The organism is Paenibacillus aurantiacus (genome assembly GCF_042431225.1).
Taxonomy (GTDB): domain Bacteria; phylum Bacillota; class Bacilli; order Paenibacillales; family Paenibacillaceae; genus Paenibacillus_Z; species Paenibacillus_Z aurantiacus.
The window spans coordinates 242,875-256,323 of the sequence record NZ_JBHMDO010000022.1 but is presented as its reverse complement, the minus strand read 5'-3'; the positions used below and the strand labels follow the sequence as shown (position 1 = coordinate 256,323).

The window sequence follows — 13,449 nt, the reverse complement described above, 5'->3', positions numbered from 1 at the left end:
TTTTATCCCGAAAATAATGCAAAGCTTATAGGTCTATGTTACGATAGCCCCATTGCATAAAAGGAACGAAAGCGCAGGTGGTTCAAATTGTCAACGGAAGCTCATGCTGACGGCGGCAAAGGCCTTAGCCTCTATAAATTAACGTGGCCGATCTTCTTGGAGGTCTTCCTGTTCATGCTGATGGGCACGGCGGATACCCTCATGCTCAGCCACGTGTCCGACGATGCGGTCTCCGCCGTCGGGGTCGTCAACCAGTACTTATTTATTTGCATTCTCATTATGGAAGTCATCAGCAACGGGGCGGCCATCGTCGTGGCCCAGTACATTGGGGCGAAGCGGATGCTCGAAGCGTCGAAGATCGCCGGACTCGCCGTCACGCTCAACCTCGTTCTCGGCCTTGTCGTTAGCGGCGCGCTGTTCATCTTCGGCAATATGATTCTCGGGGGGATGAATCTGCATGGCCAGGTGCTCGATTACGCCAAAACGTACATGGGCATCGTGGGCGGATTTCTTTTCATCCAAGCGCTGATTAATGTGTTCGCTAGCCTAATCCGCACCTACGGCTTTACGAAGGAATCGATGTACGTCGCCCTCGGCATGAACGTGCTCCACATCGGGCTGAACTATGCGCTGATCTTCGGCAACCTCGGCTTCCCGGAGATGGGCGTAGCCGGCGCGGCCGTCTCGACCGTCATTAGCCGCGGCGTCGCGTTCCTTGTCTTCCTCTGGATGCTGTATCGGGTCATGGAAGTGCGCATCGCGTTCCGTTATTATTTGACCTTTACCAAGGAATATATTGAGAAAATCCTGCGGATCGGCATTCCGTCCGCGCTCGAGCAGGTGACGTACCATGCCTGCCAAACGGTCTTTCTCTATTATGTCACCTTCCTTGGCACAGAAGCGCTCGCCGCGCGCAACTACGCGAACTCCATCTCGCAGTACGTCTATTTGTTCAGCGCGGCGATCGGCATGGGCACGGCGATCATCGTTGGCCGGCTCGTCGGCGCGAAGCAGAAGGAGCTCGCGTTCCGCCGGGTAGTGTCCAGCGTGATGTGGAGCGTCGGCATCACGGTCATCGTCGACGTGCTGGCCATGCTGTTCCGTTATCCGCTCGTCGGGCTGTTCACCGACAACCCGAACATCGTCTCGATCGCCGCGCAGGTCATTCTGATCAGCATCGTGCTGGAGACCGGCCGCGCGGGTAACCTCGTTCTCGTCAACGCGCTGCGCGCGGCCGGCGACGCGAAATTCACGGTCTACATGGGCTTCATCTCGATGGTGCTCATGAGCCTGCCGCTCGGCTATCTGCTCGTATTCCGGCTGGATCTCGGCTTGGTCGGCGTCTGGCTCGCCATCGCGGCGGACGAATGGCTCCGCGCCGGCATCATGTGGGCGCGGTGGCACAGCCGCCGTTGGGAGAGCCGCTCGCTCGTCGAGCCCGGCGGCGCCGATCCGACCGTCGCGGCCCATTAATTGTCAAACATGCAAGAAAGGCTGGTCTCCCGTCATCGTCATGACGCGTGCCAGCCTTTCTTCGTTTATAAGGACGGATCTTTGGTCCGATTCGCTCTGGGCGTCCTTGGTCCCGTCGTTCGCGGCGGCCGCGCAACTCCGCCAATCGCCGGCCCGGCCTTCGCGGGAACGCAAAAGCACGGCATCCCCGAAGGAATGCCGTGCTCTACCTCGCTGCCCGAAGCGCCCGAGCCAAGCCATTCTCGGCTCGCCGCGCTAAACTGCGATCGCGCTATTAACGTTTGACGATATCCGCCACGGCTTTGTCCAGCTTGCCGAGCAGCTCGTCGCCGCTGATTTGCTTGCCCAGGTACTCCTGCATTGCGGAGCCCCATTGCTGCGTGATGCCGTCCGGGAAGCGGTCCCAGTTCCAGCCTTTGACTTGGTCGGCATGCTCTTGCGAGAATGTCGCGAAGTCGCCGCCGATTTTGCCGATTGCCGCCGTGTCAGGCGTAATTGTCGATACGGCCGGGATAAATTTGAAATCCGTCGCGATGAATTTCTTGCCTGTCTCGGAGCTTACCATCCAGTTCAGGAATGCTTTCGCTTCTTCCGCATGAGCGGACTTGTTGTTCACAATCCAGTTGTTCGGCACGCCCGTGAATGTGTATGGCTTCGCGCCGAGCGGTACCGGCATCATGCCGAGGTTCAGCTCCGGATTCACTTCATCCACCATGCCTTGAATCCAGTTGCCGTGTTGAATCATCGCGTATTTGCCTGCCGCGAATTCCGCGACTTGCGTGTTGTAGTCTGTCGTCAGCGCGTTCTTCTGGCCGTTTGCGAACATGATGTCGACCAGGCGCAGCCAGTCCTTCATGACCGGATCGTCTTTGAACGTCGCTTTGCCTGCCTTCACGTCTTCGATGAACGTCGCCGGATCTTCATGGTTCGCCAGCGCAATGTTCAGCGTGTGAATGCCCATCGACCACCACTCGCTCGTCAGCGCGAACGGCGTGATGCCCGCATCTTGCAGCTTCTTCGCGTCCGCTTCCAGCTCGTCGAGCGTTTGCGGCAGCGTCGTGATGCCCGCCTTCGCGAACAGGTCTTTGTTGTACGTGAAGCCGTACGCTTCCAAGTTCATCGGCATGCCGAGCAGCTTGCCGTCGCGCGAGATTTGCGCTTTGGACGCTTCGACCAGATCCTTCGCCCATGCTTCGCCGCTCAGGTCAGTCGCGCGGTCGACGTATGGATCGAAGCCCGCCCAGCCCGCGGAGTTGAAGATTTCAGGCTCTTCGCCGGCTGCCAGCTCCGCCTTGAGCAGCGCGCTGTAGTCTTCGCCGCCGCCGTGCGTCTCGACTTCGACCTTCACGCCAGTCTCTTTCTCGTACGCTTCCGCCATCTTTTGCAGCGCTTCCGCGATTTCGACCTTGAACTGGAATACCTTGATCGTCACGTTCTCTTTCTTCGGTTCTTCTTTCGGCTTCTCCGCGTTCGTCTGGGCGGTATTCGCCTCTGTATTTCCTGCTGTGCCCGCCTGGTTGTTGCCTGCGTTGCCGCCATTGTTGCCATTGCCGCAGCCTGCCAGTGCAACGAACATCGCCGCGGTCAGCAGCATCGTGATCCCCTTTTTCATCCGATAAACCCTCCTAATCATCAGTGCGAATCCGTGATTACATCGTCATTATAAGTTGGAAGCGCTTCAGACCGACACCGAGAAAATTGAACGGTTGAGGTGGAAAATGTTGAACACCTCGCGCATTACCCTTTGACCGAACCGGCCGTAATACCCGCGATAATGTGCTTCTGCAGCAGCAGGAAGAACGCGACGACCGGAATGGTGGACAGCGTCAGCGCCGCCATCGCCAGATCCCATTTCCGTAAATACTGCCCGAAAAACTTCTGCACGGCAAGCGGAATCGTCGTGTACGAGTCGTTAATGATGAGCACCGGCAGCAGGTAATCGTTCCAAATCCACAGCACGTTCAAAATGATGACGGTCATCGTGATCGGCTTCAAGAGCGGGAACACGATCCGTCCGAACACGCCGTACGGCGTGCAGCCGTCGACGACCGCCGCCTCCTCGATCTCCAGCGGCACCGACTTGATGAAGCCGTGATACAGGAACATCGAGAGCGGAAGGCCGAAGCCGAGGTAACAAATGACGATGCCATACAGCTCGCCCCGCAGCTCGAACATCGCCGCCACCTTCATGAGCGGCAGCATGATCGATTGGAACGGGATGATCATCGCCGCGACCAGCACGTTGAACAGCACCTTGTTGAACAGCGTCGGGCGGCGCACCAGCCGGTAGGCGGTCATCGAGCTGACAACGACGAGCGCCAGGACGCTGAGGCCCGTTACGACGATAGAGTGCATCAGCACCGTCGGGAAGTCGATCGCGACCCAGGCGCGGCGGAAGTTGTCCAGGCTGAACGCCTCCGGCAGCTTGGCCGCGTTGAGCAGAATTTCCGGCAGTTTCTTGAACGAGTTGTTGAGCAGGAAGTAGAACGGGGCCAGGAAGACGACGGCCAGCACGATGCCGAGCACTTCCAGTCCGAACGTGCGCTTCGCGTATTTCTCCTCCACTATGCCTCCACCTCCCGTTTCTTCGTTGTCCATACTTGGAGCAGCGTGATGAGCGCGACCGCGAAGAAGAAGATCATCGCCTTCGCCGTGCCGAGGCCGTATCGGCCGTTCGTCAAGCTTTCCTTGTAGATGTTGAGGGCGATCGATTCCGTCGCGTTGCCCGGACCGCCGCCAGTGAGCGCCAGATTGAGGTCGAACATCTTGAACGCGTTCGACGTCGTCAGGAACAAGCAGATCGTGATCGCCGGCATGATGAGCGGCAGCGTGACGCTGCGCAGAATGCGCCAGCCGCTGGCTCCGTCGATGCGTGCCGCTTCCATGAGCTCCTTCGGCACGTTGAGGATCGCCGCCACGTAGATGAGCATCATGTAGCCGGCCGTCTGCCAGACGAACACGATGACGATACCCCAGAACCCGGTCGCCGGCGTACCGAGCCATGGCAAATTAAAAAATCCGATCCCCGTGCTCTCGCCGATCGACGAGAAGCCCCGCACGAAGATGAAATACCAGATGTAGCCGAGCAGCAAGCCGCCGATGACGTTCGGCAGGAAGAATACCGTGCGCAGCACGCCCTTCAGCTTCAAGTTGCGGGTGAGCAGCAGCGCCAGCCCGAACGCGATCAGATTCGTCGTCACGACCGCCGCGACCGTGAATTTCGACGTGAACCAGAAGGCCCTCCAGAACCGGTCATCATCCGTGAAGATGCGTGTCAAATTGTTCAGGCCCACCCAGTCCGCTTTATCCACGCCGTCCCAATTCGTGAACATGTAGTAAAAGCCCATCACAAACGGCAGCAAAATAATCAGGGCGAAGAACAGGAGACCCGGTCCGACGAAGACAGTCTGCTGTATCCATTCGCTCCATTGTTTGCGTTTCACCATAACGCGCGATTCCCCTCCCCTTATACGCTTTATCTGACTCTAGTATAGAATCCGCCGCGCGCCCGTCACACTGAGGATGATGAACAGCTAGGTGGAATATATTGACCTCCACAGCGGGATCGGTTACTGTTGAACCAACCGAAGCAGTGGACGATCCCCATGGAAGCCGCCGCTCCCTTCGTAAAATGTAAGCGCATTCCACAGCTGCTGAAAGGTGTGGTCGAACCGTCTATGTCCGGACTTGTCCCATTTAAGAATACGATTCGCAATCGGCTCATGCTGCTGCTTCTGGCAGCCACCATCCTGCCGATCACGACCTCCATGATCATCTCCTACAACGCGACCAAGTCATCCGTCACCGAAGAATCCATCGCCATGAACACTCGGCTGCTGTCGCTCGGCAAGACGAACATCGTCAACTATATGAACAACATCAACCAGAAGTCGCTCGCCGTCTACAATGCCATGAATGTGCCGCGTTCGCTCTATTACCTGCTGGAGCACGACATGGAAGACGAGGTATTCCCGAACGATCTGACCGACGTTATCCGCAACCGGAATTTGCTCAAGGACCACCTGTACAACATCTATCAAAGCGTGAAGGAATTCCACCAGGTGCGGCTGTACGTGGCGAAGACGAACGCGACCTACCTGCTGCGCAACAGCGACATGAAGGTCGGGCAGACCGAGCAGCCGCCGCGCGACGCCGGGAATACGGGCAAAACGTCCATTGAGCCGACGCACCTGAGCCACCTCTATGGGCTAACCTTCAAGACGTCGCAGCCGGAGGAGCCCGTGTTCACCCTGCACCGGCCAATCTTCCGCGCGCCCAGCGATGAGCTGCTCGCCCGCCTGTCGATCGACGTGAAGCTGTCCGTGCTGCAGGACTTGAACCGGCAGCTGTACGACAGCGCCGAACGTCTCTATATCGTCGACAAGTCCGGCCGGGTGGTGCTCGCTTCGCAGGACGCCAAGCAGGAAGAGGTGCTGGAGTGGTTCACCAAGGTGCGCCGCGCCGGAACGGACAGCGGTTATGTCGACCAGAAGAGCAGCGACTTCAAGGGGATGATTTTCTACGACCGCATCCAGACCGATTACATGGATTGGTATCTGGTCAAGCTGTCGCCTTACACGCACCTGTACGAACGAGCCGGCAGCCTCGCGCGGATCAACGCCGGCGTCAGCATCGGCTTCCTGGCGATCGCGGTGCTCGCGACGCTGTACGTCTCGCTGCGCATTACGCGTCCGCTCCAGCGGCTGATCGGCTACGTGAACAAGATCGAGACCGGCCACCTGAACGTCAACATCGACATTCAGAGCAGTGATGAGATCGGCCTGCTTGCGCGGCGCTTCCGCTCCATGATGCAGACGATCAACAACCTGATTCTGAAGGAATACCGGCTTGAGATCGCCAGCAAGACGAACCAGCTCAAGGCGCTGCAGGCCCAGGTAAATCCGCACTTCCTGTACAACGCGATGCAATCGATTGGCACCGTGGCGCTGCAGCATAAGGACATGCAGGTCTATTCCCTGCTCACCTCGCTCGGCAAGATGATGCGCTACCAGATGAGCACGGAGAGCGCCGTTGTGGAGCTGGCCAAGGAGTTCGATTACGTACAAGCCTACCTTGATCTTCAGAAGCAGCGGTTCGATACGGGGCTAGAAGCGACGCTGCGCATCGATCAGCGGACCAAGGGCGTGTTCGTGCCCAAAATGATTCTCCAGCCGATCGTGGAGAACTTCTTCAAGCACGGCTTCGTCCCTTCCGAAGCGGAGCCGGCGCGGCTGCTGCTCGTCAGCGAGCTGCTCGAAGACGGCAGCTTGTCCATCCGGATTGAAGATAACGGCAAGGGCATGACCGAGGCGCAGCTGGAAGCGGCCGTGCAGGCGCTCGCCGCCGGCGACCTGCCGCTGACGCAGGGCGGCGCCGTCGCCCATATCGACGAAGGCGGCATTGGCTTGCGCAACGTGCTGTCGAGACTGCGGCTGCATTTTCATCCATCGTCCACCCTGGAGCTGTACGCGGCGCAACCGCGCGGCCTAGGCGTGCTGATTCATATTCCGCTTGAGGAAGGAGCCGTGCTGTAGCCGATGAAAGCATTGATTATCGATGACGAGAAACACGTCCGGGAGGCCGTCAAGCTGCTGGTAGACTGGGAGGCGCACGGGATCGGAACGGTGCTGGAGGCGTCCGACGGGGCGGCGGCGACCGCAACGATCGTGAAGGAGAAGCCGGAGATCATCTTCACCGACATGATGATGCCGAACATGGGCGGGGTGGAGCTGCTCGCCTGGACGGCGCGCCATGCGCCGGAGAGCAAGGTCATCGTCATCAGCGGGCACGACGACTTCGAGTTCGTGCGCCAGACGCTGAAGCACGGCGGCATCGACTATATCCTCAAGCCGATCGATCCCGCGCAGCTGGCGACGGCGTTAGGGGGCGCGATCGCCAGCTGGCAAGCAGACGAAGAAGCGCGGCGGCGCGACCAGCACCACGGCAGCCAGATTCATCAGCTCAAGCCGGTCTATCTGGAGCAATTCCTCTCCACGCTTGTGACCGATCCGGGCGCCTCCTCCGGCGCTGCCGAGACGCTCCGCCAGGAATTCGGTCTCCCTGCGGCGCCCGCACGCGGACGCATCGCGCTGCTTAGTCTCGAGCCCGCCTCGGACGCGATCCGGCACAAGTTCGCCGCCGGCTGGGATCTGCTGTACTTCGCGCTCTTGAACATCTGCAACGAGTTTCTGCGCGAGCGGCGCATCGGGTACGCCTTCCGTTGCCGCGGGTCCGAAGGGGAGATCGCGCTGCTCTTCTGGGGCGCGGCGGAGGAAGCCGCAGACGTGCTCGCCGAGATCGATGCGGCGATTCGCCGGACGCTGAAGACGCGATTCGCCTTCGGCATCGGGGGGGATGCCGCGCTGCCGGGCGAGCTCGGCGTCTCGTACCGTCAGGCGAGAGCCGCGCTCGCCCGCCGCAACCTGCTCGATGGCGCCGCCTGGTGCCATCGTTACGCCGGGGCGGCGGCCAGGTCGGACGCGCCGCTGTTCAACGATTACGAGGAGCGCGTGCGATACGCCGTGCAGAGCGGCCAGCCCGAACAGGTGGGAGCGGCGCTCGCCCCGTGGTTCGACGCGCTGGATGCGGCGGAGTGGATATCGCCCGAGCAGCTTCAGCTGTGGTGGCAGGAGATCGCCGTCGCCAGGTCCGTCTGGCTGCGCGAGCGCAAGCTCGAGCGGGACGGCGAGGCGGCCGCCTTGCTTCTGCCTGCTGACGAGAAGGGCGCCTTCGACCTGGCGGCATGGCAGCAGCTCGTCTTGGATGAGGTGCGCGAGGCGGCGCTAGCTTGTTCGGATGAGCGGCAGGCGCACAGCAGCATCCATGATATCGCCAAGTACATCGAGCAGTTCGCCCACGAAGACATCTCGCTGCAGACGATCGCGAGCCGGTTCTACCTCAGCCGCGAGTACATCTCGCGCAAGTTCAAGCAGGTGATGAACGAGAACGTCTCGGATTACGTCACCCGCATCCGCATCGAGCGGGCCAAGGCGCTGCTCGCTTCCCCGCAGCTGCGCATCTCGCAGGTGTCGGAGAAATGCGGCTTCCAAGACGAGAAATATTTCAGCAAAGTGTTCAAGAAGCAGACCGGCTGCTCGCCGGGCGAATACCGCAAGCAGATCCAATTACGCGGATAAGGGAGCCTGCGGCTGCAGAGCCATCCACCTGCCGCTGGCTACTTTCACCCTTCCGACGATTACAAGCTTCATAAATTTACATTATTTATCCGAGATTGACGAAAATAGAGCCGGGCTTTAATATTAAAAACAATAGTTTTATTTCATTAAACGCGCCGGAAATTAACGTTAATTGGCAAGCATGACAGTATTTGTTGCTCTGTTTGCCTTTTTATTTACCTTTTTGCTTTTACGAGCAAAAGCGTTAATGCCGCGCCGCCACATTGCGCCACATTTAGAGAGGGGTAGAATTCATTTTGAAGAAGACGACCTGGTTTGCGCTAGTCCTGTCCGCCGTCCTCCTTATTGCAGGCTGCGGCAGCAAGAACGAAGGCAACGGCAACAACGCGAACGCGAATAGCGGCGCGGGCGAGCAGACGGAGAACACCGCCGCCGGTACCAATGCCGCCGATGAGAAGACCTATTCGATCGCCATCTCCCAAATCGTCGAGCATCCGTCGCTGGATGCGACGCGCGAAGGCTTCCTTGCCGCACTGAAGGACGGCGGGCTGATTGAAGGCGAGAACCTGAAAGTCGATTACCAGAACGCGCAGAACGACCAAACGAACAACACGACGATCGCCCAGAAGATCGCCAGCGACAAGCCGGACCTCGCCCTTGGCATCGCGACGCCTTCGGCACAAGCACTCGTGAAGAATATTAAGGATTCCCCGGTGCTGTTCGCGGCCGTGACAGACCCTGTCGCTTCCAAAATCGTGGACAACCTGGACCAGCCGGGCGGCAACGTGACCGGCGCCTCCGACACGAATCCGGAAGCTACGACGAAGCTCGTCGGCTTCATCGCGGACAACTTCCCGAACGTCAAGAAGGTCGGCCTGATCATCAACGAAGGCGAGACCAACGCCGTCATCATGGCCAAGAAAGCCGAAGAAGAGTTCGGCAAGAAGGGCATCGAGCTCGTGAAAGCCGCCGTTACGAACACCTCGGAAGTGCAGCAGGCCGCTGAATCCCTGATCGGCCGCGTCGACGCGTTCTACATCACGCTCGACAACGTCGTCGTCACGGGCGCGGACGCCATCTTGAAAATCGCGAAAAAAGAGAAGCTTCCGTTCTTCTCCAGCGACCGCGATACCGTCGAGAAAGGCGCATTCGCCACCGTTGGCTTCAAGTACTACGACCATGGCTATCAAGTCGGCCAGATGGCCGTCGACGTACTGAAGAACGGCAAGAACCCGGGCGAGATGAAGGTCATGATGCAGGAGAAGCTGGACCTGATCATCAACGCCAAGGTCGCTGCCGACTACGGCATCGAGCTGACCGACGCCATGAAGAGCGCCGTGGCCGATCAAGCGGAGAACCTGATTCAATAAGCACGCGCACGAGGGTGAACGTCCTTGAAGTTCACCCTCTTCTTGTTTTTACGAAGCCATCTATCAAGTAGGATAAAAAATTTCAGGAGGTTATCCACCATGATCGACTCCATGACCGGGGCGGTACAGATGGGGCTGCTCTACGCGCTGATGGCGCTGGGCGTCTACATCACGTTCCGTATTCTAGACTTTCCGGATTTGACCGTTGACGGCAGCTTCACGACCGGCGGCGCCGTAGCCGCGGTGCTTATCTCGCACGGTACATCCGTCTGGCTGTCCGTGATCGTCGCGTTCTTCGCGGGCGCGATCGCGGGCTCCATCACAGGCCTGCTGCATACGAAAGGCCGCATCAACGGCCTGTTGTCCGGCATTCTCATGATGATCGCGCTCTACTCGATCAATCTGCGCATCATGGGCCGGCCGAACGTCTCGATTCTCGATACCGACCCGCTGTTCACGTCCATCGAGAACATTTGGCTCAAGCTGGTCGTCATCGCGCTGTGCGTCTTCGCGATCAAGTTCCTGCTCGACGCGTTCCTCCGCACGGACATGGGCCTCGCGCTGCGGGCGACGGGCGACAATGCCCGCATGATTCGCAGCTTCGGCGCCAACACCGATACGACCAAAATTCTCGGCATTAGCCTCTCGAACGGCCTCGTCGCGCTCTCCGGCGCGCTGATCGCCCAGCAGACCGGCTTCGCCGACAGCTCCATGGGCATCGGCATGATCGTCATCGGCCTGGCGTCCGTCATTATCGGCGAGGCGATCTTCGGTGCCCGCACCGTCCTGCGCGCCACGTTCGCAGCCGTGCTCGGCTCGATCGTGTACCGGATCGTCGTCGCGCTCGCGCTGCGCGTGGAATGGCTCGACACGTCGGACTTGAAGCTGATCACCGCCATTATCGTTATTATCGCGCTGCTGCTCCCGACCGTCCGCCGCTCCTTGAAGCAGAAGAGCATGGCGAAGAAGCGCGCCGCCGAGCTCGCGGCGGCAACGCCGGTTCCATCAACAGGTCAGTCCGCAGGAGGTGCCCTCTAGTATGCTGCAGCTATCGAATGTATCCAAGCTGTTCTTCCCGGGCACGCCCGATGAGAAGGTCGCGCTCGTCAACATTAACCTGAAGCTGAATCCCGGCGATTTCGTCACGGTCATCGGCAGCAACGGCGCCGGCAAGTCGACGCTCATGAACGTCATCTCCGGCGTCATGACGCCCGACATCGGCACGGTCAGCATTGCGAACGCCGAGATTACGAACGAACCCGAGCACAAGCGCAGCCAGTGGATCGGCCGCGTCTTCCAAGATCCGATGGCCGGCACCGCGCCGAACATGACGATCGAGGAGAACTTGGCCATGGCGCATACGCGCGGCAAGTCTCGCGGTCTCTCCATCGGCGTCACGGGCGGCAAACGCAAGTTCTACCACGAGCAGCTCGGCCGGCTCGGCCTCGGACTGGAGAAGCGGATGCGCGCTAAAGTCGGCCAGCTCTCCGGCGGCGAACGCCAGGCGCTCAGCCTCCTCATGTCGACCTTCACCAAGCCGCAGATTCTGCTGCTCGACGAGCATACGGCGGCGCTCGACCCGGCCCGCGCGGAAGTGATCACGCGGCTGACCGAGAGCATCGTGCGCGAGATGAAGCTGACGACGCTCATGGTCACGCACAACATGGAGCAGGCGATCCGCCTCGGCAACCGCCTGATCATGATGGACAAGGGCCGCATCATCCTCGACGTGACCGAAGAACGGAAGAAGGATTTGACCGTCGAGCAGCTGCTCGGCGAATTCGAGCGGATCAGCGGCCACAAGCTGTCCGACGACCGCGTCGTGTTCGGCTAACGGTTTCGAGCTCTTGTAAGCTGGCAATAAAGCCTCTGTACCCCTCGGTTTTGCGAGCGGTGGAGGCTTTTTTTGCATGAGAAAACCAGCCTCCCCCTTCCCCCTCCGCTGAGGGGAACCATAGGACTGAGTATATGCTTCCGAAGTCGTTTTCCATCCGGAAAACGTTCACCTCTGGACTCCCTTCTTCGTGCAGCCACTATGGCCCGCGGTCGGCGGGCTGACTTGAGCGGGGCACGCTTTTGTCCTGTCGGACAAAGCTTCAGTGGGTCATGAAGGCCATCCTAAGACATTAGTCTTCACCAATCGTTTTTCCTTAACCTGACAGCATTGTCCCTCCTCACGGGTTTGTCTCCGTCTCCCGTCGGGTACAGTATCGATAAGCAACGATATGGGACAAGGAGCGTGGATTCGATGAAAGTGATCATTACGGTCGCCGAGGCGATGGAGCGGAACATCTGGCCGGACATAATGAAGCTGTTCGGGCGCGATGCCGAAGAGGAGATGTGGCCGGGCGAGGAGTTTATTTTGACCGAGGACCAAGCAAGGCGATTGGGGCTGCTGCACTAGCGGCCCTTGTTGACGTACACGGGTGGCACAACATCCGCACCATATGCGAGCTGCTGCACCGGATTAGGACATAATAGCCTATAAGATCATGATAGCTGGCAGGAGGCTCGTCTCGATGAACGATTGGACTAAGCGGCTCGTCAGCGGATGGAACGCCCTCCGTTTCGCCTTGCGGAGCCGGCTGCGCATACGGCTGGGCCGCGTACGGCTGAAGCCTGCCCCGAAGGACCGCTTGTACCCGGACATAGCTACCAAGCGCCAAGAACGCGAGCTGCTGACCGCCTATGATTTTCAGCGCTGGCATGAGCTGCTCGGCTTGAACGATTATAGGCTCAACCTGTACCATCTGGATTTGCTGCGCTGGCTGCAGCCCGTGCTGGCGCAGCATCTACCGCGCGTGCTCCGGATCGTCGACGTCGGCAGCCGCACGTTCTATTATGCACCGGCCCTCTTCCACTTCTTCCGGCGGCATTACCAGGTTGAATCGCTGCTCGGCATCGAGCTGGACGCTTACCGCCGCTACCCCAACGGCTTCACAGCCTACGACTACGCGCAGGCGTATTTGAGAGAACTCGGCGAATCGGGCATCATCCGCTATGAAGCGCTCGACTTTATGCAGGTTACAGCCTCCTATAATGTCTGCACGTTGTTCCTCCCGTTCGTCACGCAAGATCCGCTGCTGCACTGGGGATTGCCGCTCGGCACGTTTCAGCCGGCCCGATTAATTGCGCATGCGTTTGACCAGCTGGAGCAGCCGGGCGTTCTGATTGTGACGAACAAAGGTCCCGAGGAACAGCAGACCTTGCATCGGCTGCTGCGAGAGGCGGGCATTCCATTCGCCGATCAAGGCCCGTTCACGTCTGCTTTCTATGCTTATGACATTCCGCGGTACGTAACGCTCGTGATGAAGTAATATAAGGGCTTTGCCCTTTCGAGAACCCTTTCCATCCCCTCCCCCTTCCCCCTCCGTCGAGGGGAACCATAGGACTTTGCCCTCTGGACTCCCTTCTTCGTGCAGCCACCATTGTTCGCAGTCGGCGGGGCGGCTTGAGCGGGCACGCTTTTG

Annotated in this window: 11 protein-coding genes; 8 read left to right on the top strand and 3 right to left on the bottom strand. The window is 59.4% G+C overall.

The window, feature by feature from the left end; genetic code table 11:
- Positions 1-87: 87 nt before the first annotated feature.
- Positions 88-1,473, top strand: coding sequence for an MATE family efflux transporter (locus tag ACFFSY_RS12765; RefSeq protein ID WP_377494409.1), 1,386 nt, complete (start codon positions 88-90; stop codon positions 1,471-1,473).
- A gap of 274 nt (positions 1,474-1,747) precedes the next feature.
- On the opposite strand, the gene ACFFSY_RS12760 is transcribed toward ACFFSY_RS12765, so the two are convergent.
- The 3 genes from ACFFSY_RS12760 to ACFFSY_RS12750 all read right to left on the bottom strand — a co-directional run bounded on the left by ACFFSY_RS12760 (position 1,748) and on the right by ACFFSY_RS12750 (position 4,919).
- The gene (locus tag ACFFSY_RS12760; RefSeq protein WP_377494407.1) at positions 1,748-3,085 is read right to left on the bottom strand and encodes an ABC transporter substrate-binding protein; all 1,338 of its coding nucleotides are present in this window, start codon (positions 3,083-3,085) and stop codon (positions 1,748-1,750) included.
- A gap of 125 nt (positions 3,086-3,210) precedes the next feature.
- Positions 3,211-4,041: a carbohydrate ABC transporter permease gene (locus ACFFSY_RS12755; protein ID WP_377494953.1), complete on the bottom strand. Its 831-nt coding sequence runs from the start codon at positions 4,039-4,041 to the stop codon at positions 3,211-3,213.
- Positions 4,038-4,919, bottom strand: a complete 882-nt coding sequence (locus tag ACFFSY_RS12750; RefSeq protein WP_377494405.1) for a carbohydrate ABC transporter permease — start codon at positions 4,917-4,919, stop codon at positions 4,038-4,040. The genes ACFFSY_RS12755 and ACFFSY_RS12750 overlap by 4 nt, the downstream gene beginning before the upstream one ends.
- Before the next feature lie 129 nt (positions 4,920-5,048).
- On the opposite strand from ACFFSY_RS12750, the gene ACFFSY_RS12745 reads away from it, so the two are divergent.
- The 7 genes from ACFFSY_RS12745 (at position 5,049) to ACFFSY_RS12715 (ending at position 13,296) form a co-directional block, all read left to right on the top strand.
- Positions 5,049-7,007 carry a cache domain-containing sensor histidine kinase gene (locus tag ACFFSY_RS12745; RefSeq protein WP_377494403.1) on the top strand — a complete coding sequence of 653 codons (1,959 nt, stop codon included), beginning with the start codon at positions 5,049-5,051 and terminating at the stop codon, positions 7,005-7,007.
- 3 nt (positions 7,008-7,010) lie between these two features.
- Entirely contained in the window at positions 7,011-8,609 is a 1,599-nt protein-coding gene (locus tag ACFFSY_RS12740; protein ID WP_377494401.1) for a response regulator, read from the top strand.
- Positions 8,610-8,902: 293 nt separating this feature from the next.
- Positions 8,903-9,979: an ABC transporter substrate-binding protein gene (locus tag ACFFSY_RS12735; protein ID WP_377494951.1), complete on the top strand. Its 1,077-nt coding sequence runs from the start codon at positions 8,903-8,905 to the stop codon at positions 9,977-9,979.
- Between the two features lie 99 nt (positions 9,980-10,078).
- Positions 10,079-11,017: an ABC transporter permease gene (locus ACFFSY_RS12730; RefSeq protein WP_377494399.1), complete on the top strand. Its 939-nt coding sequence runs from the start codon at positions 10,079-10,081 to the stop codon at positions 11,015-11,017.
- Position 11,018: 1 nt separating this feature from the next.
- The gene (locus ACFFSY_RS12725) at positions 11,019-11,813 is read left to right on the top strand and encodes an ABC transporter ATP-binding protein (protein ID WP_377494397.1); all 795 of its coding nucleotides are present in this window, start codon (positions 11,019-11,021) and stop codon (positions 11,811-11,813) included.
- Positions 11,814-12,227: 414 nt separating this feature from the next.
- Complete coding sequence (locus ACFFSY_RS12720; RefSeq protein WP_377494395.1) at positions 12,228-12,383, top strand: hypothetical protein; 156 nt, start codon at positions 12,228-12,230, stop codon at positions 12,381-12,383.
- 115 nt (positions 12,384-12,498) lie between these two features.
- A complete protein-coding gene (locus tag ACFFSY_RS12715) occupies positions 12,499-13,296 on the top strand; it encodes a hypothetical protein (RefSeq protein WP_377494393.1) in 798 nt (265 codons plus the stop codon).
- Positions 13,297-13,449: the final 153 nt, after the last annotated feature.

Bases quoted from the DNA above. Each gene is read 5' to 3' on its own strand.
- ACFFSY_RS12760 (WP_377494407.1), bottom strand. From the start codon at position 3,085: ATGAAAAAGGGGATCACGATGCTGCTGACCGCGGCGATGTTCGTTGCA.
- ACFFSY_RS12750 (WP_377494405.1), bottom strand. From the start codon at position 4,919: ATGGTGAAACGCAAACAATGGAGCGAATGGATACAGCAGACTGTCTTC.
- ACFFSY_RS12740 (WP_377494401.1), top strand. From the start codon at position 7,011: ATGAAAGCATTGATTATCGATGACGAGAAACACGTCCGGGAGGCCGTC.
- ACFFSY_RS12730 (WP_377494399.1), top strand. From the start codon at position 10,079: ATGATCGACTCCATGACCGGGGCGGTACAGATGGGGCTGCTCTACGCG.
- ACFFSY_RS12725 (WP_377494397.1), top strand. From the start codon at position 11,019: ATGCTGCAGCTATCGAATGTATCCAAGCTGTTCTTCCCGGGCACGCCC.
- ACFFSY_RS12720 (WP_377494395.1), top strand. From the start codon at position 12,228: ATGAAAGTGATCATTACGGTCGCCGAGGCGATGGAGCGGAACATCTGG.
- ACFFSY_RS12715 (WP_377494393.1), top strand. From the start codon at position 12,499: ATGAACGATTGGACTAAGCGGCTCGTCAGCGGATGGAACGCCCTCCGT.